This is a genomic window from Nocardioides sp. Root1257 (assembly GCF_001425175.1).
In the GTDB taxonomy this organism is placed as follows: Bacteria; Actinomycetota; Actinomycetes; order Propionibacteriales; family Nocardioidaceae; genus Nocardioides.
The window spans coordinates 110,560-134,857 of sequence record NZ_LMDV01000015.1 but is presented as its reverse complement, the minus strand read 5'-3'; the positions used below and the strand labels follow the sequence as shown (position 1 = coordinate 134,857).

The 24,298-nt window shown below is 68.7% G+C and carries 23 protein-coding genes; 18 read left to right on the top strand and 5 right to left on the bottom strand.

All coding sequences use genetic code 11. The features are described 5' to 3' along the window. Window positions 1-5: 5 nt before the first annotated feature. From ASC77_RS25680 to mobF, 4 genes are all read right to left on the bottom strand, one after another. Window positions 6-1,064: a sugar ABC transporter substrate-binding protein gene (locus tag ASC77_RS25680; RefSeq protein ID WP_056160130.1), complete on the bottom strand. Its 1,059-nt coding sequence runs from the start codon at window positions 1,062-1,064 to the stop codon at window positions 6-8. A gap of 384 nt (window positions 1,065-1,448) precedes the next feature. Beyond that, window positions 1,449-2,594 (bottom strand): citrate synthase, encoded by a 1,146-nt coding sequence (locus ASC77_RS26395; RefSeq protein WP_082575329.1) that lies wholly within the window; start codon window positions 2,592-2,594, stop codon window positions 1,449-1,451. Between the two features lie 262 nt (window positions 2,595-2,856). After that, window positions 2,857-3,183 carry a hypothetical protein gene (locus ASC77_RS25670; protein ID WP_056160124.1) on the bottom strand — a complete coding sequence of 109 codons (327 nt, stop codon included), beginning with the start codon at window positions 3,181-3,183 and terminating at the stop codon, window positions 2,857-2,859. 51 nt (window positions 3,184-3,234) lie between these two features. Then, complete coding sequence (mobF, locus tag ASC77_RS25665; protein WP_082575348.1) at window positions 3,235-6,816, bottom strand: MobF family relaxase; 3,582 nt, start codon at window positions 6,814-6,816, stop codon at window positions 3,235-3,237. A gap of 319 nt (window positions 6,817-7,135) precedes the next feature. Here mobF and ASC77_RS25660 point away from each other — a divergent pair, with 319 nt between their 5' ends. From ASC77_RS25660 to ASC77_RS25605, 12 genes are all read left to right on the top strand, one after another. Then, window positions 7,136-7,759: a hypothetical protein gene (locus tag ASC77_RS25660; protein WP_082575328.1), complete on the top strand. Its 624-nt coding sequence runs from the start codon at window positions 7,136-7,138 to the stop codon at window positions 7,757-7,759. 248 nt (window positions 7,760-8,007) lie between these two features. Then, the gene (locus tag ASC77_RS25655) at window positions 8,008-8,703 is read left to right on the top strand and encodes a hypothetical protein (RefSeq protein ID WP_235548001.1); all 696 of its coding nucleotides are present in this window, start codon (window positions 8,008-8,010) and stop codon (window positions 8,701-8,703) included. A gap of 132 nt (window positions 8,704-8,835) precedes the next feature. Then, window positions 8,836-9,432 carry an SAF domain-containing protein gene (locus ASC77_RS25650; RefSeq protein WP_056160111.1) on the top strand — a complete coding sequence of 199 codons (597 nt, stop codon included), beginning with the start codon at window positions 8,836-8,838 and terminating at the stop codon, window positions 9,430-9,432. Next, complete coding sequence (locus tag ASC77_RS25645; RefSeq protein ID WP_056160301.1) at window positions 9,432-10,196, top strand: MinD/ParA family protein; 765 nt, start codon at window positions 9,432-9,434, stop codon at window positions 10,194-10,196. The genes ASC77_RS25650 and ASC77_RS25645 overlap by 1 nt, the downstream gene beginning before the upstream one ends. After that, a complete protein-coding gene (locus ASC77_RS25640; RefSeq protein WP_082575326.1) occupies window positions 10,193-11,692 on the top strand; it encodes a CpaF family protein in 1,500 nt (499 codons plus the stop codon). The genes ASC77_RS25645 and ASC77_RS25640 overlap by 4 nt, the downstream gene beginning before the upstream one ends. 173 nt (window positions 11,693-11,865) lie before the next feature. Further along, on the top strand, window positions 11,866-12,579 hold the full coding sequence (locus ASC77_RS25635; RefSeq protein WP_235547996.1) for a type II secretion system F family protein: 714 nt from the start codon (window positions 11,866-11,868) through the stop codon (window positions 12,577-12,579). Beyond that, the gene (locus ASC77_RS25630) at window positions 12,576-13,478 is read left to right on the top strand and encodes a type II secretion system F family protein (protein WP_056160105.1); all 903 of its coding nucleotides are present in this window, start codon (window positions 12,576-12,578) and stop codon (window positions 13,476-13,478) included. Before ASC77_RS25635 ends, ASC77_RS25630 begins: the two co-directional genes overlap by 4 nt. 50 nt (window positions 13,479-13,528) lie before the next feature. Next, a complete protein-coding gene (locus ASC77_RS25625) occupies window positions 13,529-13,759 on the top strand; it encodes a hypothetical protein (RefSeq protein WP_235547994.1) in 231 nt (76 codons plus the stop codon). Continuing rightward, window positions 13,728-14,162 carry a TadE/TadG family type IV pilus assembly protein gene (locus ASC77_RS25620; RefSeq protein WP_056160103.1) on the top strand — a complete coding sequence of 145 codons (435 nt, stop codon included), beginning with the start codon at window positions 13,728-13,730 and terminating at the stop codon, window positions 14,160-14,162. Before ASC77_RS25625 ends, ASC77_RS25620 begins: the two co-directional genes overlap by 32 nt. Continuing rightward, window positions 14,159-14,626 carry a TadE/TadG family type IV pilus assembly protein gene (locus tag ASC77_RS25615; protein WP_056160101.1) on the top strand — a complete coding sequence of 156 codons (468 nt, stop codon included), beginning with the start codon at window positions 14,159-14,161 and terminating at the stop codon, window positions 14,624-14,626. The genes ASC77_RS25620 and ASC77_RS25615 overlap by 4 nt, the downstream gene beginning before the upstream one ends. Further along, a complete protein-coding gene (locus ASC77_RS25610; RefSeq protein WP_056160098.1) occupies window positions 14,623-15,087 on the top strand; it encodes a TadE/TadG family type IV pilus assembly protein in 465 nt (154 codons plus the stop codon). Before ASC77_RS25615 ends, ASC77_RS25610 begins: the two co-directional genes overlap by 4 nt. Beyond that, complete coding sequence (locus ASC77_RS25605; RefSeq protein WP_056793529.1) at window positions 15,084-18,335, top strand: LysM peptidoglycan-binding domain-containing protein; 3,252 nt, start codon at window positions 15,084-15,086, stop codon at window positions 18,333-18,335. The genes ASC77_RS25610 and ASC77_RS25605 overlap by 4 nt, the downstream gene beginning before the upstream one ends. Window positions 18,336-18,381: 46 nt before the next feature. On the opposite strand, the gene ASC77_RS25600 is transcribed toward ASC77_RS25605, so the two are convergent. Beyond that, window positions 18,382-18,651 carry a hypothetical protein gene (locus tag ASC77_RS25600; protein ID WP_056160092.1) on the bottom strand — a complete coding sequence of 90 codons (270 nt, stop codon included), beginning with the start codon at window positions 18,649-18,651 and terminating at the stop codon, window positions 18,382-18,384. Window positions 18,652-18,740: 89 nt separating this feature from the next. Between ASC77_RS25600 and ASC77_RS25595 the strand changes: the two genes are divergently transcribed. From ASC77_RS25595 to ASC77_RS25570, 6 genes are all read left to right on the top strand, one after another. Continuing rightward, window positions 18,741-18,929, top strand: a complete 189-nt coding sequence (locus tag ASC77_RS25595) for a hypothetical protein (RefSeq protein ID WP_056160089.1) — start codon at window positions 18,741-18,743, stop codon at window positions 18,927-18,929. 212 nt (window positions 18,930-19,141) lie between these two features. After that, window positions 19,142-20,074, top strand: a complete 933-nt coding sequence (locus ASC77_RS25590) for a bifunctional DNA primase/polymerase (protein WP_056160084.1) — start codon at window positions 19,142-19,144, stop codon at window positions 20,072-20,074. Between the two features lie 445 nt (window positions 20,075-20,519). Continuing rightward, complete coding sequence (locus ASC77_RS25585; RefSeq protein WP_056160081.1) at window positions 20,520-21,347, top strand: hypothetical protein; 828 nt, start codon at window positions 20,520-20,522, stop codon at window positions 21,345-21,347. Further along, window positions 21,340-22,392, top strand: coding sequence for a ParB N-terminal domain-containing protein (locus ASC77_RS25580; protein ID WP_056160078.1), 1,053 nt, complete (start codon window positions 21,340-21,342; stop codon window positions 22,390-22,392). Before ASC77_RS25585 ends, ASC77_RS25580 begins: the two co-directional genes overlap by 8 nt. A gap of 47 nt (window positions 22,393-22,439) precedes the next feature. Then, window positions 22,440-23,126 carry a hypothetical protein gene (locus ASC77_RS25575; RefSeq protein ID WP_082575347.1) on the top strand — a complete coding sequence of 229 codons (687 nt, stop codon included), beginning with the start codon at window positions 22,440-22,442 and terminating at the stop codon, window positions 23,124-23,126. Window positions 23,127-23,133: 7 nt separating this feature from the next. After that, window positions 23,134-24,273, top strand: coding sequence for a C40 family peptidase (locus ASC77_RS25570; protein ID WP_156391295.1), 1,140 nt, complete (start codon window positions 23,134-23,136; stop codon window positions 24,271-24,273). Window positions 24,274-24,298 lie beyond the last annotated feature (25 nt).

Here is a 24,298-nt window from a genome sequence, read left to right as displayed (position 1 = left end):
GACCGCTACTTGCAGGCGTACTCGGTCTTCCAGTTCTCGAGGAACGGGGCAAGGGTCTCGGTCGTGTCGAACGACTTATCGGCCGTCGTCACCACGCGGTAACCGAGCCCGCCGGCCGCCTCGATGGCGTTCGGGTCGAACGGCGTGTCGTTCGTGGTGTAGGCCAGGAACTGGTCGAGAGCCACGATCGGTGTCAGCGCGAGGTTGGAGTCCACGACGCCGGTCAGTTCGCCCTTATCGATCATCTCCAGGTTGGACGGGGTCGCGAACGTCGTGAACAACTTGGCATCCGACCCCTTCTGACGGATGGACGCCGCGGCAGAGGCGGCCATGGAGTCGAATGTTGCCCAGACCGCGTCGATCTGCGGGTTGGCCGTGAGCATGTCAGTCATGATCTTGCTGGCACTATTCGGATCGGCGGAGTCGACCTGCTGGTTTGCCACGACCTCGACCGCTCCGTCGGAGTCAGAGACCGCCTCCTGGAAGCCCTTCTCACGCGCCGTGCCAGAGTAGTTCAGTGAGGTGGCCAGGTCGGCGATCTTCGCACCGTCGTAGTTATCGACGATGTACTGACCCATGGTTCGGCCGAGCTCGACCTCGTCCTCGGCATACTGCGCGGCGAACAGATCCGACGCAGTCGTGCCACCACCGATCTCGATGACTGGAATGTTGGCCTCCTTCGCGGCCTGGAGGCCCTCGCGAAGCGGTGCGGCGTCAGAGGAAGCAAGCAGGATCAGGTCAACCTTCTGAGAGATGAGGTTCTGGATACCGGTCTGCATCTTCGCGAAGTCGCCAGCACCGTCGACGAGCTTGAGATCCCAGCCGAGGGTGTCGGTGATCTGATTCGCCGCGTCCGACATCACCTTCTCGATGGGCGACGCGTTGTAGATATCGACGTAACCGACAGTCTTCTTGTCGACGCAGATGCTGGAGTCCACGCTCGCCGAGGCGGTCGTGTCGGTCCCACTCTGCGCACCCGAGTCCGACGATGAGCATGCCGCAAGAGGCAGGACGAGGGCGGCCACAGCTGCACCCGACAATGCCTTGGCGAGGGAGAACTTCATGGTTGAACTCCTAGTTGTTTGTGGCGTTGGTGGTCGTCCGAGCTGCCATCCCTACTTCGGGACTGTGCGGGCTCGGCATCCCGGATGCCGCCGGCCGCGGCCCGTTGAAGCCCGAGCACTATCCGCACTCCCGTCTCCGGGAGTCGCGGCTGCAGCTCGCTTGGTGACTGACCCGTTACCAGTTCCTTCACCGTCTGTCCGACAGGGGAGATCGTGGTCCGCCGAACGTGTGACGGACGCTACATCGTCCATGTTGATTGCACAAGCATCAACATGTAATTTTGGGGATCAACTCTCAACCGCGGCCCGGGAGGGCGCGCCAGATCGGCGCCCGCACCAATTCGCACGAACGCCGATCGAGGGCCCCGCCGCAGGCGGCCTAGGTCAGAGCGCCACAGTGTCGTCGCCGAGATACTCGGACGGGACCGGTCCTCGGTAGCCGACGTTGGGCCGGAAGGCCGAGGGGTGGTCGTACTCCTCAGCCACGTGCGCCAAGAGGCCCGCGACGCGGGCGATCGTGTAGATCGCCTCACTCGCGGTCGGCGCCATCTCGCAAGCGACCGCGAGGCAGGCGAGGGCGAGGTCCGCACTAGGCGGACGCTCGTCGCTGAGAGTCAGTTGAACCAGCGGCCAAGCCGACGCCGACGCCGCTGGTTCGATGAGCGGAATGAGGGTCTCGGCCCGCGGATCGCGGCTAGTGAAAGCGACCTGGTCGTACGCTCCCGGAGGCTCGCCGCCGACTCTCAATGCCTCCTCCATCGAGGTTCGGAAGCCGTGCCTGGCAACGCCGGAGTGCGTTGCCATCGCTGCGAGAACCGCGTCAAGCGGCGGAGCCTCGGACGAGGCAGCAAACCGTGCCGCGATAGTTGACCGAACGAGTTGAAAGTCCGCAAAGACGATGAGGGCGCAGTTAAGGGCTGCGATGCGTTCGGGCGTTGACGGCAGGTCGGTCAGCCGTGGCCAGAGCTGGCGAGCCAGCGGCGCTCGCGCAGCCACTTCCCGACCTCCGACGAGCGGCAAAGAGGCAACGAGTTGCGGCAAGATACGGCGCCCTATCGACCTAGCTCCAGCCGGTCGAGTGTCGATCTCAGGCGCGTTCACCGCCAGGGATGCCATCGCGTTGCGGACCCGATCTGTAAGGGTTCGCCCAGGTGCTTCAGCGTCGGGGGCTACCGGCCACGGCTTGGGCTCACCCGCATCGTGTCCCGACCAAAGGAGCTCTGCGGTCCTCTCGAAGCTCCATGACGGTCCGACCGCTTGGACGTCTTGTCCTCGGTAGAACAGGCGACCGTCACTTTCGAGCAAAGTCACCGCACTATCGATCGCGATCTCGATACGACCTGGCCGCAGAGTTCTCTTCCCTCGCGGCTCGAGGTTGTCTAGCTCCTCAACCAAGAAGAAGCTGCGTCGACCTTCGCGGCGAGGGTTGAGCATCCCGCGACTCACGTAGGCATACAGAGTCTGCGGCCGCACGCCGAGCCTCGCACTGGCCTCCGACGTCGAGAGCCATCGGTCCGAGTCGTCACTCATGAGGTCAACCTGCTTCTCTCTACGCCAGACCCCAAGGCCAGCATGCGCTCAACCAGGCGTCAATCATCACACACGGATTAGCAACGTTGATCGATCGTCGCGTGAGGATACCGGCGAACGGGCCGTTCGATTGATGGCTTGGCGTCACCTCGCCCTGTCTTCAGGCTCACGAGCCCGACATGAGATCGCAATGCGTGGCCGCATGCGAATTCTCGATCCCTATGCCCTGTCGGCGGTGTGAGCACCTACGTGCCAATTCGCCTCACGGCTGAGTCGCGCGGCGACAGATCCTCGCCGCGGCACACGCCTCGACGCCAACCGTGACGCATCCGACCTTCATGGTGTCCCAGGCCAGGACTAGAACGGCGAGGTTGAGCCAGGACGGTGCCCCGGCCGCGACTGCCTCTGCAAGCCCGCGCGTAGCGGCGAGGAATGCGAGCGTGAGGGTGGGAAGCCCGACGGCCTTATCCCAGGTCGGCGGGGCGCAACGTGCCGACCGGGCCAGCACGTTCGTAGGCGCGTAGGCCTGAAGGTATTCGTGCGTTCGCATCACGGCCCACAGCACCGGGATAGCAAGCAGGGTCAGCATGCGGATCTCCTCATCGACAGGTGCTCTTCGTTCTTACGCCGGGGATAACCACTAGTAGTCGTCGCTCTTGGCGTCTTGTGGACAGACGGCTGCAGAGGCGGTCTGTGGCAGGCCAACGGGTCGGTATGCGACCGTCGGGGCGAGGGGATCGCCATTGCTTTGCGCTGTGCGGGTCGCGGCGCGACGAACGGCCCGGAGCGCTCGTCGTCGCTCGTCCGCTTGGGTCTCGTTGCGAGTCCGGCTGCCGGTGGGGAGGTCGGAGGTAACTGCGTAGCGGTCGCGGTAGGCGGCGACGGTGGAGACATCGTCGCGCCAGGCCGCGAGGTCGCGCTGGTCTGTCGGTGGCGCGCCCAGCTTGCGTACCCATGTAGCGCCGGACTCGAGAGCGTGCTCGGCGAGCGCGGCGGCGCGGGCCTCTATGAGCTCTTGGCGTTCGTCGATGGCCTGGCGGTCGTCGGCAGTCATCGGGCCGATGGGGGCGGGGATGAGGCCGGCGATTAGTCGCGGTCGTAGGCGGCAGCCACGAGGCATTGTTGCGGCAGCGTGGTCGACGCGGTGGCGAAGTACCGCTGCGATGTCGTCGGCGTCATCGAGCGAATGTTGCCCGACGATGCGTGGCACCAGATCCTCGAGGTCGTGATGGTAGGCCTCAGCGCGACGCAGCACTACGGTGAGCGGACCAAAGGCGCTGGAGGCGACGGCGGCGGCGTGCTGCACCGGGGTGAGGCCGGAGCGTCGGAGGAGGTCGGCGAAGCGGTCGTGTTGGGCGTCGGCGGCGATAGTCTCGAGCTCGGCGGCGAGCCTGTCGATCCGGGCATTCTGTTCGTGCTCGATCACGATGGTCTCGTGCGCGGAAAGGCTGGCACCGGTGCGCTGGAGGACGCCGCAAAGCACTGTCCGCGCGGTGACGTCGTCGGGCTCGGGGGTTGTGTGGGCCTCGTCGGGCTGGTCGAGGGCGACGTAGGCGATGTTCGCGTCGCGGCCGCGGGTCATGGAAACGTAAAGGTTCTCCCGCGTGGTCGAGCTCGTGACGACGACGTGGGCGGTGTCGACGGTGACGCCCTGGGCGCGGTGGGCGGTGATGGCGTAGCCAAGGTCGAGGTGCTCTGCGACGTAGTCGACCGGAAGGACCGTGCTCTCGCGGCCGCGGGGGTCAAGGCGTTCCACGACGACCGAGCCGTCGTGGCGGAGGTCGGTGATGCGCCATCGGTCGCCGTTGTTGACCCATCGGGTCGCGGCCGTGTTGGTGGTCAGGCTGCGGTCGTTGCGACGTGTGATCACGACGTCGCCGACCGAGGCGCGGTTGCCGTCTGCCAGGTGGATCTCGCGGCCGTTTTCGGCGCCCTCGGTAAGGAGTCGTTCGGCGCGGGCCCGTTCATTGAGAGCCCGCATTGCGTGAGTCGACTCGGTGACCAGGATGCTCGCGATCGCCGCGTCGGCATCGGTGCGCCAGGCCCGGTAGGCAGCGTCGAGCATCTCGTCGGTCGTGCCCTCGCGGAGGCGGTGCTGGCGGGCGTAGGTGGAGATGACCTCGACCTCCCCGATTCGCAGCGCCAGGGTGGCGGCCCTCTCCCACTCGTGGGTGAACCGATGCAGCTCGACCAGTTCAGGGGCCTCGGGGCGACGGTGCACCAGGAGTTTGAATGCTCCGCCGGCGTCGACCGAGGAGAGCTGGTGAGGGTCGCCGACGAGCAGCGTCTTGGCACCGGCCCGCGCGGCGATGGCGGTGATCCGGTCGAGGGTGAGGGTGTCGGCGAGGGTGGCTTCGTCGATGATCACCAGCTGGCCGGGGCGGAGTTCGGTGCGGCCGTGGTCGTACTCGTGGAGCCACTTCGCGGTGTTCTCACACCCGACCTCGAGATCGTCGCCGAGTACCTGAGCTGCCGCGGCGGAGGGCGCGAGCCCGACCACACTCCCCCGGCCCTGCTCGCGGATCCACGCGGCACGGAGTGCGCGCATCGTGGTGGTCTTCCCCGCGCCGGCGGGGCCGACGAGGAGGTCGACGACCCGACCCGAGCCAGCGACCGACTCGACCGCCTGCCGCTGCTCGAGGCTCAGCGCGCCGGGTCCGGCCAGCCCGCGCGCCAACGTGGTCGGCCGCAGGATCGGCGCAGAAGTGTTTTCGGCGCGGGTCAGAAGACGTGCCTCGGCGTCGAGGATCAGCCTCGACGAATACCGCTCGGCGTGCTTGGGCCGGAAGACACTCGTGCCGTCCTCGCGCTGGAACCGGACCGGGCTGGTGGCGAGCTCGGGCGGGGTCAGCCGGACCGACCTGGCCTGGGCGGCGTCCACGACCGTCCCGAGCACTGCTTCGCGGTCGGCGGTGGTGGCGAACCGCAGGTCCATCGTCTGTTTGGTGGCTTCGGCCATCAGGTTCCAATGGCCCCAGGTCGCTCGCTTTACCCCGATCACCGCGACCACGTCCCCGGCGATCGCCTCCACCGCCGCCAGCGGCACATCCTCGGCAACCAGCGGCATGTTCAGCTCGCCGATCACGGTTGATGCCCAGGCGGTGGCGTCCCTCCCGAGCCGGGTCGTCGCTCGCCGGCGCCAGTCGGCCGTGAGGTCAGCCAGGGAGCGGGCCTTCTTGGGTGGGCGGGTCGCCAGGGTGGCCTGGGCCCGCAGCTCGATGATGGTCCTCGCCGAGGGCGTCCGACCATGCTTGTCGCGGTAGGCCGCGATCAGCTCGTCCTTCTTGAGCTCGATCTCGCGGGTACGACTCGAGAACTCGCCAATGAGCTCGTCGGTGACGCCGACGATCTCCCACCGCGGATTCCGGTCGGCGGCGCGCTCGCGGCGCTCCCACTCGACGCCGACCTCCTGGGCGAGCCGGTCGGCGAGCAGGGCGTTGTAGTGCTCGGAGAGTCCGGTCCGGGAGGCGAACACGGGGCGTCCGTCCAGGCTGCGCCACCGGCCGTCCATCATTGTGCGGATTCTGTTGGCGATCACGACGTGCGAGTGGAGCTGGGGGTCGCCGGCCCGGGAGTCGAAGTGGTCGTAGGCGACAGCGGCCACCCCAGCGACGCTCACTTGTGCAACGGCGCCGTCGCGGTAAGCGAACCCTGCCCGGGTAGCGGCGACCTCGCGTTCGAATAGGTCGACCACGTCTGCGACCGCTGCGTGATGTGCGGCAGCAATCCGTTCCTGCACGTCAGCATCTGCGACCCCCCACAGCACGGACACCGACTTCGGGACGCTGAAGGTCAAGTCGAACCCGGCCACCGCGTGACGCCCGCCCGCGGCACTCTCCTCAGCCTCGATCCGAGTGTTCTCGGCCGCGCGGTCCTCCTCGGTCAGGTCCGGTTCGAGCGCTGCAACGCGCTCCGCGATCCGGTCGCTCAGCCGCTGGTACTCCGGGTATGCCCTCCCGAGCTGATCACCCGTGATCGGGTCTCGGCCCATCCCGATCAACAGCGCGAGCTGCTCCTCCGTCACCAGCATTCCAGAACGGAGCTGCCCCGAGCCGAACTCGCCGACACCGGTCCCCATCCAGCGGCCGGACGGCGTACCCGCCTCGGCGTAGTAACGCGTCAAGGGCGTCGACAACGCCCTGGAACCGTCTCCTGCGGCAACGCTGCGCAGGAGGTAGTGGTACCCGCTGCCTGCGGACATACGCCGGATCGAGATCGTCATCGCCGCCTCCGTCCCACAGACGTCAGGTACGCCGTCCTCTCCACAGCACCCCTCGATCTGCACATCGTGTGAAGCCGGGGAGGGGTTGAATCCGCGCAGGGCGCTGGACAGGAGGGTCGCGGCGCTGGGAGGGCGCTCAGCGGCCAGTCGATTGGGCTGGCAACCGGCGAGCACCTGAGGGAGTGAGAGGCCGGCGAAAGACGCGCAGGTCACGGACCGCATTTCGGGCTTACGATGACGAGCAGACGATGCACGCACCGCCGGTGGGGCGTCGTCTGCGCTTCTCGAGCCTGACGGCGAGAGGAAGCAGGAACCGCACATGACCAGATCACTCGGGGTGAAGGCATGGGCGACCGGCACGGTGGTGCTGGCCGCGCTGAGCGGCTGCGCCAGTTCGGGTTCGAGCGCCGACCCGTCGCCCCCAGCGACGACCGCCGCGCCCTCGCCCACCACGACGTCGTCGTCCCCGTCACCGACCTCGGCATCCGAGGTTGCCGCGACAGCGGCCGAGGACGTCGTACGCCGCTACTTCGCTGTACTCGATGGCCTCCGCCAGGATTCGACCAAGGCCCTCGCCCAGCTCTCATCGGTCGCAACCAGCACCCAGCTCGCCGCCCAGAAGCGCCTGCTCACGGCCGAGAGATCTCAGAAGCTCCGGCAGGTCGGCGACACCAAGGTCGTCGACGTCACCGTGCAGTCGGTCAACCTCGACAACTCCGACCCGTCCGCAGGCAAGGTGCCAACCGCGACCGTGGACGTTTGCTGGGATGTGAGCGACGTCGACATCATCGACAAGGGCGGCAAGTCCGTGGTGAGCCCAAACCGAGCCAGCGCGGGAGCGACCCGGTACACCGTCGCGAACTACCACTGGTCCGACAATCCCTCGGCTGGCTGGCGCATCGCGACCGGCCAGGACCTTAAGCACTCGACATGCGTTTCCTAACTCGCGCATCCGCGCTGCTACTGCCGGCTCTCGGCTTGAGCGCATTCGGACCGTGGCCTGTCTACGCGGACACCGTCTGTCAGCAAACCGACCCCGCTACAGGAGCATGCATAGTTTGGGTCGAGGTGCCGGGCCACCCTGGGACGCCCGGCGGGGGTGGCGACGATGGTCCGATAGACACCGGTTCTGGCACCGCCTGCTACTGGGATCCGTCGAAGCAAGGACTGCCTGGTCCGTCGGCTGGGCCGGTGCCGTGCGACTCGCAGTACGGGTACTGGTCGAACGCTTACAACTGCTACCTGAAGGTATTGGATCCGCCACTTCCGGCAGGTGATCCGGCGTGGCAGGGTCACGACCCCGGTGATGGCGCGGTCTATCTGTGCTACCAGCCTCAGAGCGGCCTGGCGATCCAGATCTGGGCACAAGACCGACCCGCGGGTTCGGGCGCCGGACCGTCCCCGCGGGAGGTCGCTCACCTCGCGGTCGACCAGATGCACCTGTCGGCTATCGACATCGGCATCGTTCCCGAACCGGGCTCGGAGAGCATCGGCCTGGTCGGGATGCCGGTGTGGATGTGGGCGAAGGCGCCGAGCGAGCACACGTTCGGGCCGATCACGGCGAGCGCGTCGGCTGGCGGGATCACGATCACGGCGACCGCGAAGGTCCTCAACATCACCTGGGACATGGGCGATGGGGCCGAGGTTGTCTGCGACACAGCCGGAACGCCGTACAAGCCGTGGTACGGGCAGAGGAACTCGCCTGACTGCGGCCATACGTACAAGAAGTCGAGCGCACATGAGTCCGACGACGCCTTTACCGTCACCGCCACCTCGACCTGGGTCATCACCTGGACCGGTGCAGGCCAGACAGGGACCATCCGGCTCGGTGGACTCACGCGCTCGACACAGATCCGGATTGGCGAGGCGCAGGTACTCGTGAGCTGACGAGTTGCGCGGGAGGTATGACGAATGTCCACATCTGCTCGAGAGGGCCGGAGGACCGGCTCCATCCCGACGCCGCCACCGACGGCCGCCAACCTGATGGTCCCGCCTCCCAAGCTCCGTCGGCGACCGGCGATGGTCGTGGCCGCGGTGATCGTGACCGCGTTGGGCTGCCTGATCGGTGCGTGGGCCTGGGGCGCGACGACCAATACCCAGGAGGTGTTGGCCGCGCGGGACACGATCCACCGTGGCGAGGTGATCGAGGCCGGGGACATCGAACGTGTCCGGATCAGCGGCGACCCAGCGCTTTCACCCCTCTCCGCCTCGGCGTACGACGACGTTGTCGGCATGCGCGCGGCACTCGACGTCGCCGCCGGCGGATTGCTCACCGGCGAATCGACCACGGACGAGCCACTCCCGCCGGAGGGCCAGTCGGTCGTCGGGATCTCCCTGACTCCCGCGCAGGTGCCAGGCATGCCTCTGTTCGGCGGCGACCGGGTGCGGATCGTCGTGACACCAGGTGAGAGCGGCGATGCCCCGGCCAGCGCACCGCAGTTCACGGTCGGAGAGGTCGTCGACACGTTCGCAGACGAGACCACGGGCAACACAGTCGTGAACGTGCTGGTGCCGTACGCCGACGCCGGGATCCTTGCTGCACGCGCTGCCACCGGCAACGTCGCGCTGGTGCTCGACTCTGCCCAAGAGTCCGCCGACGACGTGGGAGCCGAGTGATGGCCCTCGTCTGTTTGACCTCTGCTTCTGGTTCGCCGGGGGTGACATCGACGGCCGTCGGCCTGGCGTTCTGCTGGCCTCGGCCGGTCCTCTTGGTCGAGGCCGACCCGACCGGCGGGTCTGGGATTCTCGCGGGTTTCCTGAAGGGCACCGCGAGCTACGACGGTGGACTGATCGAGCTGGCCCTTTCACCCCGGGCGCCAACGGATGCGCTGCGTGAGGTCGCCCGGCCGTTGAGCCCGCAGGTCTCGTTGGTCGCCGGAACCCGGTCGCACGGCCAGGCGATGGCGCTTCGCGGTGTGTGGGAGCCCCTCGCGACAGCTCTGGTCGACCTCGAGGCCAGCGGGCGGGACGTCATCGTCGACGCCGGACGGGTCGGCCTGGTGGGGACACCTGATCCGTTGCTGGAGTCGGCAGACGCAACGCTGCTCCTCACCCGCACGAACCTGCCCTCGATCTCCGCGGCGCGCTCGTGGGCCGAAACAGCCCTACAGCCGGCGGCGGGCTGGCGCCACCCAGGACTCGTGCTCATCGGCGAGGGCAAGCCTTATCGCGACACCGAGGTCGCGAAGGTACTCAGGATGCCGGTGGTGGCCGACCTGCCCGATGATCCTGAGGCCGCTGCGGTCTACCACCGCGGCGCGACCCCACCTCGCCATTTCGACTCCGGGCCGTACGCACGCGGCCTGCAGGCCCTCGCGCAGTCGGTCCAGGCGCATGTGGCGCGCGGCCGGTTCGCTCTCGTCCAGGAGGCCACGCAATGAGTGAGGCGTCGCGCTACCGACACGACTACGGCGACCTCTCACGCCTTCCGCTGTTCACCCAGCAGCGCACCGACGTGCCGCCCCCTGAGGCTGGCTTCGGTCGTCCGGTCGTGGCTGCTCGAGCGTCGGGCACCGCTGTCGATCCCGGTATCGACTGGTCCACCGTGGCCGAACTGCGCGCCCGCGCCTCGGAGCAACTGAGCCAGGCCGTGGCCGCTGATCGGGCACGGCTGGACAAGGACGCTCAGCAGGAGCTCGGCCGATCGATCGTCGTCGACCTCGTCGAGTCGGTGATGGCTGAGGAGGTCGACGCCGGTCGCGGGGCCTGGAGTCCGGCACGTCAGCGGGCGATGGCACAGGCCGTCTTCGACTCGCTCTTCCGGCTCGGGCGTCTCCAGCCTCTTGTCGATAACGACGACATCGAGAACATCGTGATCGTCGGCCACGACAACGTGCTGCTCGAGCTGATCGACGGCACGCTCGTCGACGGCCCGCCAGTCGCCGACTCCGACTCTGAGCTGATCGACTTCCTGGTCTTCCTCGCCTCGCGCAGCGAAGTCAACGCCCGCTCCTTCTCCGAGGCCCAGCCACGACTTCACCTCAGACTGGACGGCGGCTCGCGCCTCGCAGCAGCGGCCTGGGTGACACCGCGGCCGTCCGTGGTCATCCGCCGGCACCGGCTGATGCAGGTCACACTCGACGACCTCGTGGAGCGCGGCATGATGACCGCGACCCTCGCCTCGTTCCTGCGCGCAGCTGTGCGGGCGCGCCGGTCGGTAGTTGTCGCGGGCGCTCAGGGAGCCGGCAAGACGACGCTGGTCCGAGCCCTGTGCGCGGAGATCGACGTGATGGAAGCGATCGGGACCTTCGAGACCGAGTACGAGCTGCACCTCCACGAGCTCGGCCGACACAAGATCGTCCACGCCTGGGAGGCCCGGCCCGGATCGGGTGAGCGCGGCGTCGATGGCCGGCAGGCCGGCGAGTTCACTCTCGACGAGGCGCTCGTCGACTCGTTCCGATTCAACCTGTCGCGCCAGATCGTCGGCGAGGTCCGGGGCAAGGAGATCTGGGCGATGATCAAGGCGATGGAGTCGGGGACCGGCTCCATCTCCACCACCCACGCCTCCGACGCGGTCGCCGCCATCCGCAAGCTCGTCACCTGCGCGATGGAGGCCGGCCCGCACGTCACTCAAGGGCTTGCGACGTCCAAGCTCGCCGCCACGGTCGACGTGATCGTCCAGCTGAGCATGGACACACGGGCCGTTCCGGGCGGCATGCAGCGAACCCGTCGCGTCGCCGAGGTCATCGCGTTGACCCCTGGCGAGATGGAGGTCGGGTACGCGACCACACACGTGTTCCGCGCCGACAGTTCCGGAGTCGCGATGCCGGAGGTTCTCCCTGATGAGTACCGCGCGCTGGCGCAGTACGGGTTCGACCTGGGCGGCTACCTGGCAACCCAGCCGTACCCGGCTGGTTCACCCGGAGTGCGGGCGTGAGCCCGCTCTCGGCAGGTCTCGCCGGCGGCCTGATCGCACTCGGCGTCCTCGGCATCGTCGTGGGCCTTCGCCCGACTGCCGCTCCGCCCCGGGCCAGGCGTAGCGTCCGCATTCGAGGTCGCGGCCTCGCTCCACGGACTCGGCTGCTTCTCCTTGTCGGGATCGGACTCGGGTTGCTGGGCTGGCTGGTCACCGGTTGGGTCCTCGCCGTGGTCATCGCGCCGGTCGCGGTGCTCGGGCTGCCGGCACTGCTCACCGAGCCACTGGCCGCGTCACAGATCACCCGGGTCGAGGCGATGGAGGAATGGACGCGCTCCCTGGCCGGCGTCCTGACGGTCGGGATCGGGCTCGAGCAGGCGCTCGTGGCCACGCTGCGCTCCGCTCCGGCACCGATCAACGCTGAGGTCACCCGGCTCGTGGCTCGTCTTCGGGCCCGGTGGGATACGGAGACCGCGTTGCGGGCGTTCGCCGACGAGCTCGATGACGCGACCGGGGACCTGATCGCGGCGAACCTCATCCTCGGTGCCCGGCGCCGCGGCGCCGGGCTCGCGAGCGTCCTGGAAGGGCTTGCCGAATCCGTAGCGGCTGATGTCCGGGCCCGCCGCCAGGTGGAGGCCGACCGGGCCAAGCCGCGCTCGACCGCCCGGTGGGTGACGCTGATCAGCGCCAGCGTGCTGGTCGTCCTCGCACTCTCGGGGCAGTACGTCGAGCCGTACGCCAGCCCGGTCGGGCAGGTGATCTTGGTGGTCCTGCTCTCGGCGTACGTCGCGACTCTGATCTGGATGCGACGCATGGCGACCGGCAAGCCACTGCCCCGGTTCCTCCAGCAACGAACCGACATCGCACAGCCGAAATCGTCACGCAACGATGCCGGGGTGGCGTCGTGATCTCCGGTCTTCAGCTCGCGATCCTCGCCGGCGGACTGATCGGGCTGGGCCTGTGCCTGGTTGTGGCGCGTCTGCTGCCTGCGGAGCCGGACCTCGCCGATGCCCTGGCGCGTGTGTCGACGTCCCGCACTCGGTCGACGACGCAGGTCGCGGTCGCCCGCAGCGGAAAGGAACGGCTCGGTCTGTGGGGGCTGCGGGTCCTCCCACCCGGGTTCTGGGTCTGGACCCCGGTCCGCGAGCTCGCGCTCCTGCGGATCTCTCTCGCGCAGTTCTACGGCGAGAAGCTCACCTTCGCTGGCCTCGGACTGCTCATCCCGCCATTCCTCACGACCCTGTTCAACATCCTCGGCCTCGGCATTCCGGTTCAGATCCCGGCCCTCGCCTCGATCGTGCTCGCGGTCGGCATGTTCTTCATCCCGAACTACAATGCCTTTGACGAGGCCCGCAAGGCACGGGTCGAGTTCTCTCGAGCGCTCGGCGCCTACATCGACCTGGTCGCACTCGAACGGCACAACGGCGTCGGCGCCCGGCAGGCCATGGAGACGGCCGCCGGGGTCGGCGACTCGTGGGTCTTCACCCGCCTGGCCGAGGAGCTGGCCCGCTCGCGCTGGTCGGGGCTCCCGCCCTGGGACGCGCTGCACACCTTGGCAGCAGAGCTCGGGCTGGCCGAGCTCGGTGACTTCGCCGACATCATGCGTCTCTCCGGCGAGGAAGGAGCCAGTGTGTACGCCACGCTGCGCGCCCGGTCGGCCTCCATGCGCACCGCGATGCTCAACGACGAGATCGCTCAGGCCAACGCGGTCGGTGAGCGCATGACGATCCCCGGCTCCCTGCTCGGCGTCATCTTCATGGCCCTGCTCGTCGCCCCCTCTCTGCTCCGGATGCTCACCAGCACCTGACCCAGCCGACCTGTCGAACCGTCCGAACGCCCACCCATCAGGAGGAACCCATGTTGAAGATCCTGGTCCTGCTGCAGCTGGCAGTCCTCGCCCCCATCGACCAGCACGGCGACCGATCCGTCGCTCACCGGAGAGCCGTCGTGCGACTCAGGCGTCGTGACGAGCACGGCTCCGTCACGACCGAGTACGTGTTGTGGGCGGTCGCGGTGATCGCCATCGTCGGCATCGTCGTCGCAGCAGTCACGGCCTATGTCCAAGCGCAGTCCGGCAAGATCAAGTAGCCGCCTGCGGCAGCGAGACGAGCGCGGGTCGGTCTCGATCCAGCTCGTCATTCTGCTGCCCGCATTGTTCGCCGTCCTGTTCGTCGGCATGCAGGCAGCGCTCTACTATCACGCCCGAACCGTCGCCATCGCTGCCGCGCAGGAGGGCGCTCGCGCCGCAGGGGCTGAGCACGGCCGCGAGGCCGACGGGGTCGACGCGGCCAACGACTTCATCGCCGAGGCCGGTGGCCACGATGTCCTCAGCGGGTCCTCGGCGAACGCGAGCCGCACGGCAACCCAGGCCACCGTTACCGTCAGCGGTTTCAGCCTCAGCGTCATCCCCGGCTGGCATGTCCGGATCACCCAGAGCGCCACGGTCCCCGTCGAGCGAGTGACGGCACCCACGGCCGCGGGGTCACCATGAAGGCGGCCACTCGGCGGCGCGCGATGGGTCCGGCCCGCAGGCAGCGTGACGAACGCGGATCCGCAGCTATCGAGGCAGTGATCGGCGTCCCGGCCTTCGGGCTCTTCGTCGGCCTGATCATCTTCGGCGGCCGCACCGCCAGCACCGACGAGGCGCTCCAGTCCGCTGCCGCCGAGGGCGCACGAACGGCCTCGATCGCCCGGGACGCGCAAGTCGCCCGGACCCAGGCACGTGAGGCCGCCGTCGCCAGCATCGCCAACCAGGAGATCGGCTGCGAAGGCGTCGAAGTCAGCGTCGACACCAGCGACTTCAACAAGCCGCCGGGGACCCCCGGCTCCGTCGAGGTCACCGTCTCCTGTCGACTCGCGCTCTCCGACCTCTCGGTACCGGGCGTACCGGGCTCGCGCGTCATGCAGGCATCGATGTCCAGCCCGATCGACACCTGGCGGGAGACAGCACCATGAGCCCCGCGCAACCGGCCCGACCCAGAGCGAGACGAGTCGGCGCGCGAGAGCGTGATGAGCGAGGCTCCATCACGGTCTGGATAGCGCTGTCCAGCTTCGCGATGATCTTCCTCCTCGGCCTAGCGGTCGATCTCGGCGGCCAGGTCCACGCACACGAACGCGCCCACGACGTCGCAGCCCAAGCAGCACGCGCCGGCAGCGAAGAGGTCGAGGGAAGCGCTGCAGTCCAAGGACACGCCCTAGCCGTCAGCCCCGCGGCCGCACGAGCGGCCGCACAGCAGTTTCTCGCCACCGCGGGGGTCACCGGAACCGTGACGATCACCGACGGCGACACCCTCACCGTGACAGTCCACGACACCTACGACGCCCGCTTCTTGGGCCTGATCGGGATCAACCGTCTCGATGTCACGGGCACAGCAACGGCCCGCCTCATCCGCACCCTCGGAGGTAGCGAGCGATGACCCACACCGTCAGTTCCCAGCACTCCCCCAGCTCCGGGTCACGTGCGCGGCTGCGTGGCCTCGTGGCGACGCTCGGGCTCGTGGCGTTCGTCGCCGGCGTACCCGCCTCCCTGCTTGCGATCGGTGGCGTGCCGAATCTGTCCACGTTCTCGTGGTCGCGGCTCACTGAGTCCGACGACGGAACCCTGGTGCTGGCGGTCATCACGTGCGTCTGCTGGATCGCCTGGGCGATCTTCACCAGCCAGCTGATCGCCTCGATCGCCTGGCAGCTCCGGGGCATCCAGGCGCCTCGACTGCCGGGCTTGGCCGTCCCGCAAGTGGCCGCCGACCGCCTCGTCGCAGCCGCCGCGCTGCTGTTCGTCGCCGTCCCCTCCGCCGCCGTCCTACTTCCCCAACGACCGGCCGACGCCACCGCGGCGGTGGCACCGGCCAGCCCCGAAGCCGCAACGCATGTCACAGACCGAGCCACTCCGGTATCTCGCTTTGCCTCCGCTCCGCCTGTGGTGGCTGCAGGTGCCGACCGGCATGACGCACGCACGAATCTGACTCTGCCGAGCGTCGAGAAGCGGGAGCCGCACCTCGAGCAGTACACCGTCAAACGCGGCGACAGCCTCTGGCGGATAGCCGAAGAGCGCCTCGGAGACGGCGCCCGGTACGTCGAGCTCGTCGAGCTCAACAACTCCACCCTGGACGGGCGCCCCGACTTCCTGCTACCTGGCACCGTGCTCCGCGTTCCCGCAACGAATCCTGGCCCTCACACCGCCACCGCCGCCGCGGGGGACGAGACCTACGTCGTGCAGACCGGCGACACACTGTCCGAGATCGCCGAGACCGAACTCGGAGCGGCCGACGCCTACCCCGAAATCTTCACCGCCTCACAAGACACCACCCAGCCCGACGGCCGACGGCTCACCGATCCGGACCTCATCCTCCCCGGCTGGAGCCTGACGATCCCCAGGCACGAGCGCTCGGACGCCCCGCCAGAACCCCGGCACATCAAGCCCGACCACCCGGCACCCCACAACCACGACCACGACCCCGAGGACGGCACCGGGACGAACCATCCTCCCTACGCACCCACCGAACCCCCAGCTCCTGACCTGGCGCCATCGGACATCGCACCATCGGACATCGAACCGTCGGACGCCGCACCGTCGCATACTGCCGACGACCAGGTCACCGAACCGCAGGAATCGGTGGACGACGCCCACGACACCATCGGACCCTCGTGGCTCATGCCCGGCCTCGCCGGAGCGGTATCGATCCTCGGCGGCGCCGTGTGGCTGACGCTGCGGGCGCAGCGACGCACCCAGCTGCGATACCGGCGCCCCGGGACAGTCGTCGCGCCGCCGCCCGCGGAGCTGCTTACGGTCGAGAAGACCGTCCGGGCCGCTGCGTCGGTGATCTCGCCTCGGATCGACCTGCTCGACACGGCCCTGCGCTCGGTCCCGGACCTCCGCCTGCTCACCGTCACGCTCGACGACGGTGCGATCGCGCTGACGCTCCATGAACCAGCCGACCTGGCTGCGCCGTGGATCGGTTCCGGCACCGCCTGGCGCATCGGGCTCTCGGAGGTAGCGGAGCGGCCCGATGACTCGTTCCCGCCGTACCCGCTCCTGGTCAGCGTGGGGCGCAACACGGATGGTGCGTTCGTGTTCCTCAACCTCGAGGAACTTCGCGTCGTCGCAGTCAGTGGTGACGCTGAGCGGACCTCTGCACTGGCTCGCCACCTCGCCGCCGAACTGGCCGTCAACCCGTGGTCGAGCGTCACCACCGTCGACCTTCTCGGCATCGGTGCAGCCCTCGCCTCGTTCAACCTCGGCCGCGTCCGTACCCACCCCGCGGGCGACACCGAGTTCATCACCCACCTCGCCAGCGGCCTGGCCTCGATCACCGCCCTCTCTGAGCCCGACGACTTCTACGCGACCATCATCGCGACCGCGGACCGGCCGGCCGCCGATCTCGCTCGGCTCGCCGGGGTCATCGCCTCCGCCCCGAGCAGGTCCTCGGCGGCACTCATCGACCTCGCCGGCGACCCACAGGCCGCCGAAGCCCACCTGGAGGTGACCGCCGACGGGCGACTGCGCGAGACCCGCCTCGGAATCGACGTGACCGCGGCTGGCCTCAGCGAGGAGGAGGCGCGAGCGTGCGCACTCCTGCTGGACCTGACCCTCGACGAAACGATGGTCCCGGTCCCTGCAGCGGACGGCGGCCCTGAGAGTGTCTGCGACCAGGGTGGTGCATTGGTGGAGGGCTTGACCGAGCCCCGGCCGGACGGTCCCGCTGGCGAGGCGTCACTGCTCCCCCGGGAAGCGCACGTGTATGCCGACGCCGCGGCGACGACTGTCGAGGACATCGAGGTCCTCGCCCCACAGGCAGCCTCGCAGGCCCGGGCAGCCGTAGCCGCCGCGGACCCGAACCTGGACGAGGACCTCGCCCGGTGGGAGTCCTCGACGCTGTCCTCGGCCAAGCTGATCCTGCTCGGCCCCGTCGGTGCCCGCACCACCGGCGATGCGAAGGCAACCTCACATCGTCGTCCGTTCTACGTCGAGCTCTTGGCCTATCTCGCCCTGCATCCACGGGGCGTCCCCGCCACGGAGATCGCCGACGCGTTCGGTCTGCGGCCAGAGCGCGTCCGGGTCGACATGAGCCAGCTACGTCGCTGGCTCGGCAACGACCCCGGTACCGGAGAGCCCTACCTGCCCCATGCAGAGCCAGGCGCTGGTCCGCACACCGCGGCCCTCTACAAGACCCACGGCGTCCTCTGCGACCTCGACCTTTTCCGCCGCCTCCGTGCCCGCGGACAGAGCCGCGGCGCCGACGGGATCGACGACCTTGTCACCGCGCTCGGACTGGTCAGCGGCGAACCCTTCACCCAGTTGCGCGAGAACCATTGGACCTGGCTCCTCGAGGCCGACCGGTGGGACCACATCATGAGCAGCGCCATCGTCGACGTCGGACACATCGTCACCATTCACGCCCACTCCGTCGGCGACCCAGAGCTCGCGCTGTGGGCAGCTCAAGTCGCCTACAGCGCATCCCCCTACGACGAAGTCGCCCAGCTCGACATCATCGCGGCCGAGAACACCCTCGGGCATGACGAGCGGGCCGACCAGGCCCTCAGCGCGAAAGTCTTCAACCGACGCGACGACGATCACCCGCCGATCGACGTTCCCGGCCGCACCACTCAGGTCATCCGCAACCTGAGCTGGAGCACCCCCAAATCTCGCTCCAGGCGGACCGGCTGACACAGACCTAGACGCTCGTCCGCACCACAGGTCAGCGCGCCGCGGCTCATCTCCGGGGCCCGTCGTTCCAGACGTTGATGTCGCTCTTCGCCGGGCGGATCACCGTGGCCGGCAGCCACGCCTGCTGGATGCTGTCTCGCAGCTGGGTGTTGTCGAGCCAGATGACCCAGGCGAACCACCGTGGTCCCTCGCGGCGCCAGTCGAGGATCAGACCCGGCGCTGGCGGAGGGTAGTTGCCTCGCCCGAACCTCACCCAGCAGTGCCGCCAGTGCCCGGGCTGGGGCCAGGCGTCGTGCTTGGGCGGGTTCGAGGACACGCCCCCATCTTGACCCACGATCGAACATCTGTTCGACTTGAACCCTGTGGCGACGAACACCCCCACCGACGAACGACGAGCAGCGGTACATGGCCGGGTACGACGCCGGCCGACGCCTCGCCCTCCAGGCCGGGTCGTCGGCTGCGGGATACCGCTGGCTCGCCGACCACCCAGAGGTCAACAACGCGCTCATCGCCGGCTACGAGTGGGCGCTGTGGGACTACGAAGACGCCAACGGACTGGTCCACTCTCCCGCCTCGAACCGGGCCGCCGGGTGAGGTGGACGCCGGGTTCGCCAGCGCGGGCCGAGCGTCCACGCGGCCTCGAGCACCTCGGATCCCGACCCTGACAGCCCCGTCGGCGAAATCGGCGAATCTTCTTGGGGAACGCATCTGACCTGCACAAACGCAACGTTTCCCCTGCGTTCCCCCTTGCGTTCCCCCGCTGGGTCACCGGATTCCGGTAACACCTCTACGTCACTCTCTGGCGCATGTTCGACCCAAGCAACCCGATTCCCGACTGGACCGTCTCGACGATGCAGCGCGTCGCTGCCGAGCCGACGCTCGCCGAAGCCGCGATCCGCTTCGCGAACCTCGGCATCCCGGTCTTCCCATGCGGGCCTGGCGGGAAGCAGCCACTCACCCCGAACGGGTTCCACGACGCCACCTCATCTACCCGCATCGTCCACGGTTGGTGGCAACGCACCCCACAGGCGAACATCGGCCTGCCCACCGGTACCAGCACCGGGGTCGACGTGGTCGACGTCGACGTCCACACCGGGGGCAGCGGGTTCGCCGCGTTCGAGCGCGCGCGAGCCCACAGGATCGCCGAGGGCTGGGGATGGCTGGTCCGCACCCCTTCGGGCGGCGTCCACGCCTACTACCCGGCCGCGCCGGATCGTGAGCAGCGCTCCTGGCAGGTCCCCTCCGCGCACATCGACTTCCGCGGCGATGGCGGCTACATCATCGCTCCCCCGTCCCGTGTCGAGGTCAACGGACGATCCACCCCGTACGAGGTCATCGCCGTCGCGACCCGGCGACCGGAGCCAGTCGACGCGCGCCGACTCCGCGAGTTCCTCGAACCGCCCCGCCGGACACCCCCAGCGCCACCATCGAACCTGACCCAGCACGGGTGCCGACCCGACGCACTCGCACGAGTGGTCGCACTGACAGCTGAGGGCGGACGCAACCACGCACTGTTCTGGGCGTCGTGCCGGATGGTCGAGACCGGCCACACCCTTGAGAGCGCACTCAGCTACTTGATGCCGGCTGCCCAGCACGCCGGGCTCCCCGACCGGGAGATCGAGACGACGATCAACTCGGCCTATCGAATCGCCTCCCGGCTCGGACCAGCCGGCCACTCCGGGAGTCGCGTGGGCCCTACCCAGCCGACCACCGCGCACAGTGAGGCGGCCGGGCTATGAACAGCCACGCCGAGTACCGCCGCCACGTCCACCACGACGGCCAACGTGCCATCGACCCTGTTGCTCAGGTCGCCGCGGCTCACGACCAGGACGCCCCTGATAGCGCGTTGGCTCACCACCGCGACCCGTCGCTCATGCGGGATCCCGGAGCGCAGCCATCACCAGCCGCCGGCGTCGCCTGGGTCCGCCCGACCGACCTCGCGGCGCACACCGCGCCGCTCATCGGGCGCGGGATCGATCTGCAGGCCGAGCTGATCCGGCGGGCACGGCGTACCCCAGCGTCCGCCACCCGTGCGCTCCCGGGGCTCCTCGCACATCCCACGCGAACGACTTCGCCAGGCACGTCAACCACATCACCGACCTCGCCGACGGCCACTCGATCAAACCGGAAGCCGGCGCCTTCGCCGGCACCGCTGTCGGTGGCCTACACGGAAGGACTATCGCTATGACCTGTTCATTCGAGACCTCGAAGGGGCTGCGCCGGCTACTGATCAGGCTGCGGGTCTCCGGTCCTGGGGCATGGGAGCACGACCCGGAGGCCCGGGCGCTCATGGTCTACACCGAACACAAGTACAAGGCGCTGGCCCTCAAGCACCGCTGCGACCCGGCCACGGGAGCCACGGCAGCGTTCGAGGCGATGCGCACCTACGCGGTCCGCACCGCCGATGACCCCTGGGCAGTGGTCACCATGGCGGTCCGAGCCTCGCTGATCGCCGAGGAGCGCGCCCTCGGGCTGCTGTGCTCGGTCGACCAAGCCCGACGACCGGAGTTCTCCTCCCACCACGACGTACGAAGGTTCAGCGAGTCCGACGCGGATCTTCCCAACATCTTGCCGGTGCTCGCCGTCGTTCCGGTCGCCCCGATCGACGCGGACGTTCCACCTGCGGCTCGACCGACCACGGCGCACGAGGCGTTGGAGCGGACTATCGATCTCTTCGCCGCCCTGGGCTGGCCGCGCGATACCGCGACGTGCCTGCTCGACTACATCGGGGGCCGGCTGGTCGAGTCCGGCTCCCGTCCCCGGGCCCACGCTGCCCTGCGCCGCGATGGCAACGCCCGCGCACTGCTCGACATCGACCAGACGGTGTGGTCGACGGTGCTGCGGATCATCCTCGGCAACCCCAACCCCGACGAGGCCTACACCTGCGACGGCCACGGGGTCCTGGTCCGACTGCTCATCGGACACCACGTCACCGAGCTCCTCGACGACGACCTGTTGGTCTTCGACATCCACGAAGCCGCCCCGCGCCCGGGATCCCGGATCAATGCCTGAGACACACCCGGCGGCAAGGACTCAGCATGGCCCCGACGCACGGGGTCGCATCGAGCTCGACCGGACCCTCGACTCGATCGTCGTCGGCACCCGGTACCGCAAGGATCCCGGTGACCTGACCAAGCTGATGGACTCGATCAACGAGCTCGGCCTACTTCAACCGGTGACCATCACTCCCGACGGTGTCCTGATCTGTGGATGGCGGCGCCTGGAGGCCGTGCGCCGGCTCGGCTGGCGCTCGATGAACGTCTGGGTCCGATCCGGCATCTCCGGGAAGCTCGAGTCCCTCATGGCCCAGCGGGACGACAACGAACTCCACCTGTCCTTGAACGAGCTCGAGAAGGCCACGCTCTACCGCGAGCTCAAGCAGATCAGCGCCGAAGAGGGCGAGCGACGCAAGCAGGCCACCCAGTTCGGCGCCGGGCAAAGTGCTCCGAACACCGGTGGTGCACCCGGTGCACCACCGGGAGCGACAGGCAAGGCGCGGCGTCAGGCGGCCATGGCCATCACCGGCAAGGCGTCGTACAACACCCACGAGCGGGTCTGCGCGCTGATGGACTGGGCGTCTCGCAAGGCCACGCCACCCGAGATCCGGACCATGGCCAACGACGCGCTGCGCAAGATCGAGAACGGGGAGCCGATCAAGCCCCTCTACCAAGAGGTCAAGGCGGCCTACGACGAGACCCAGGCCATCCAGCCGGAGGTCGAGACCGAGCTCGCGCGTCTGGCGCGCGAGGCACTCGAGCGCATCAACGGCAAGAAGGGACGCAAAGGACTCAAGCGGAACCAGGGCCCGACGCGCCACTTCCGCAGCGTCCGGTCCTTCGTCCTCACCTGGACCGAGCTCGACGGGTGGACCGAGATGTACGACGTCGATGCCCTGGCCGCCGGGCTCACCCTCGCCGACTGGGAGCAGTTCGACCGTGTCGTGACCGCCACCATCGCGTTCCGCGACCAGCTCATCACCGCCCGCCGCCACGCCACCCGAGACACAGGGGAGCCAGGGGACGCCGGGGACATCGACATCGAGGACACCTCGGCGTAGCTGGTGCACCTCAAGGACGTCCCCGTCCTCTCGCTCGGAGTCGTGTGATGTCTCAGTTGACCGGCCGCCAGATCCTGCTGCTCCTCGCGGGCGCACTCGCCCTGGCCGCTCTCGCGGTCGGCGTCTACGGACTGGTTCGGGGACCGGGCGAAGCGAGCCGACCGACAGACACGGCGCCGGGCGCGGCACCAGGCACAGCGCTACGGGAGACGATGGCGTCCGGGCGACCAACGACGCCGGCGCTGGCCCCGCAGGATCGGCAGCTCCCCCACACCGGCGACCCGATTGCGTACGCGCAGGCGGTCGCCGCCACGCTGTTCGAGTGGGACACCCGCACCGGGTTCCTTCCGGTCGACTACACCGCCGCCGTGGCTGCCGACGCCGACCCATCCGGCGAGGAGACACCAGGGCTGCTCGCTGACGTCGCCACCTACGTCCCCACCCTCGAGCAGTGGCTCGGCCTCGGGGCGATGGATGTACAGCAGTCCCTCGCCATCGAGACGGCCTACGTCCCCAGCTCCTGGGAAGTGGCCGACCAGCAGGCCCACGGACAGCTCAGGCCCGGCACCACGGCGGTGACCATCACCGGCATCCGCCATCGCAGCGGGACCTGGGGCGGCGCCGCTGCCAAGTCGTCATCCCCGGTGTCCTTCACGGTCTTCGTGGCCTGCGCCCCGTCCTTCCCCCGCTGCCACGTCCTGCGGCTTTCCGAACTCGACAACCCGCTGAGATGAGTCACCGGTGGGAGTGAAGGTCATCGCGTGCGCCGCACTGCTGGCACTGGTCGCCCCCGGCGCCGCGGTGCTCGGGGTAGCCACGCTGGTCGTACCCACTGCAGCCGGGTCCACCGGCTGTCTGTGGGACGCCGAGGCCACCGACAGCGTCGAGGTCGCCGGGGACATCCCCACCAGTCTGACCGCCACCAACACCGACGGCGCCAGCGTCACCCTCAACCACCAACAGCTCACCAGGGCCGCCACGATCATCGCCGTCGGCGACAGCCAGAACGTGCCCGCTCGAGGCCAGCTGATCGCGGTCATGACAGCGATCACGGAGTCCTCACTTCGGGTGCTCTCCAACGTCGGCGCCTACCCACACTCCGCTGCGCTAGCCAACGACGGCGACGGCGGCGACCACGACTCCGTCGGCATGTTCCAGCAGCGACCCGCCGCGGGCTGGGGAAGCGCCGAGGACCTGATGAACCCGGTCTGGTCTGCACGAGCCTTCTATGGCGGACCCAGCGGCCCCAACCACGGTTCCCCCCGTGGACTGCTCGACATCGACGGCTGGCACGAGATGGATCCCGGCGCTGCAGCCCAAGCTGTGCAGGTCTCCGCCTATCCCGACCGATACGCCGTTAACCGGCCGATCGCCGAGAACATCCTAACTGTGCTCAGCGGCGCCACTCTCGAGAATGGGTTCGCGAGTGGGCTCGCCTGTGCAGACTCTGGCGGTGAGCTGCCCGGCGAGCTGTCCGGAGATCTCCCGCCCGGCTTTCCCGGGGCCCTGATCGCAGCGGCCGCCTCCCAGCTCGGCCGGCCGTACGTGTGGGGTGGCGGGGTCTTCACCGGCCCCACGGGCGGCGGCTTCGACTGCTCGGGGCTGGTGCTCTACGCCGCCTACCAAGCCTCCGGTGGGCGGATCCGGCTCCCGCACTACAGCGGCTCACAGATCCACGCGGGCCGAGGCATCGGCTGGGCCGAGAAGCAACCGGGAGACCTGATCTTCTTCAGCTACCCCGGGGCCGGAGGTCCGCACCACGTAGCGATCTACGTCGGAGGTGACCGGATCCTCCAAGCACCGCACACCGGCGATGTCGTCCGCTACGGCACGATCGGCGAGTTCGCCGGGCAGGTGATGACGGTCCGTCGACTCGGCTGAGACCGTCTCGACACGCCACAGCCAC

What these genes read in the sequence shown, in the direction of transcription:
- ASC77_RS25640 (WP_082575326.1), top strand. Translation starts at nt 10,193, where the DNA reads ATGAGTGAGGCGTCGCGCTACCGACACGACTACGGCGACCTCTCACGC.
- ASC77_RS25650 (WP_056160111.1), top strand. Translation starts at nt 8,836, where the DNA reads ATGGTCGTGGCCGCGGTGATCGTGACCGCGTTGGGCTGCCTGATCGGT.
- ASC77_RS25620 (WP_056160103.1), top strand. Translation starts at nt 13,728, where the DNA reads ATGTCCAAGCGCAGTCCGGCAAGATCAAGTAGCCGCCTGCGGCAGCGA.
- ASC77_RS25590 (WP_056160084.1), top strand. Translation starts at nt 19,142, where the DNA reads ATGTTCGACCCAAGCAACCCGATTCCCGACTGGACCGTCTCGACGATG.
- ASC77_RS25610 (WP_056160098.1), top strand. Translation starts at nt 14,623, where the DNA reads ATGAGCCCCGCGCAACCGGCCCGACCCAGAGCGAGACGAGTCGGCGCG.
- ASC77_RS25625 (WP_235547994.1), top strand. Translation starts at nt 13,529, where the DNA reads ATGTTGAAGATCCTGGTCCTGCTGCAGCTGGCAGTCCTCGCCCCCATC.
- ASC77_RS25585 (WP_056160081.1), top strand. Translation starts at nt 20,520, where the DNA reads ATGACCTGTTCATTCGAGACCTCGAAGGGGCTGCGCCGGCTACTGATC.
- ASC77_RS25575 (WP_082575347.1), top strand. Translation starts at nt 22,440, where the DNA reads ATGTCTCAGTTGACCGGCCGCCAGATCCTGCTGCTCCTCGCGGGCGCA.
- ASC77_RS25645 (WP_056160301.1), top strand. Translation starts at nt 9,432, where the DNA reads ATGGCCCTCGTCTGTTTGACCTCTGCTTCTGGTTCGCCGGGGGTGACA.
- ASC77_RS26395 (WP_082575329.1), bottom strand. Translation starts at nt 2,594, where the DNA reads ATGAGTGACGACTCGGACCGATGGCTCTCGACGTCGGAGGCCAGTGCG.
- ASC77_RS25580 (WP_056160078.1), top strand. Translation starts at nt 21,340, where the DNA reads ATGCCTGAGACACACCCGGCGGCAAGGACTCAGCATGGCCCCGACGCA.
- ASC77_RS25680 (WP_056160130.1), bottom strand. Translation starts at nt 1,064, where the DNA reads ATGAAGTTCTCCCTCGCCAAGGCATTGTCGGGTGCAGCTGTGGCCGCC.
- ASC77_RS25615 (WP_056160101.1), top strand. Translation starts at nt 14,159, where the DNA reads ATGAAGGCGGCCACTCGGCGGCGCGCGATGGGTCCGGCCCGCAGGCAG.
- mobF (WP_082575348.1), bottom strand. Translation starts at nt 6,816, where the DNA reads ATGACGATCTCGATCCGGCGTATGTCCGCAGGCAGCGGGTACCACTAC.
- ASC77_RS25660 (WP_082575328.1), top strand. Translation starts at nt 7,136, where the DNA reads ATGACCAGATCACTCGGGGTGAAGGCATGGGCGACCGGCACGGTGGTG.
- ASC77_RS25595 (WP_056160089.1), top strand. Translation starts at nt 18,741, where the DNA reads ATGGCCGGGTACGACGCCGGCCGACGCCTCGCCCTCCAGGCCGGGTCG.
- ASC77_RS25670 (WP_056160124.1), bottom strand. Translation starts at nt 3,183, where the DNA reads ATGCTGACCCTGCTTGCTATCCCGGTGCTGTGGGCCGTGATGCGAACG.
- ASC77_RS25605 (WP_056793529.1), top strand. Translation starts at nt 15,084, where the DNA reads ATGACCCACACCGTCAGTTCCCAGCACTCCCCCAGCTCCGGGTCACGT.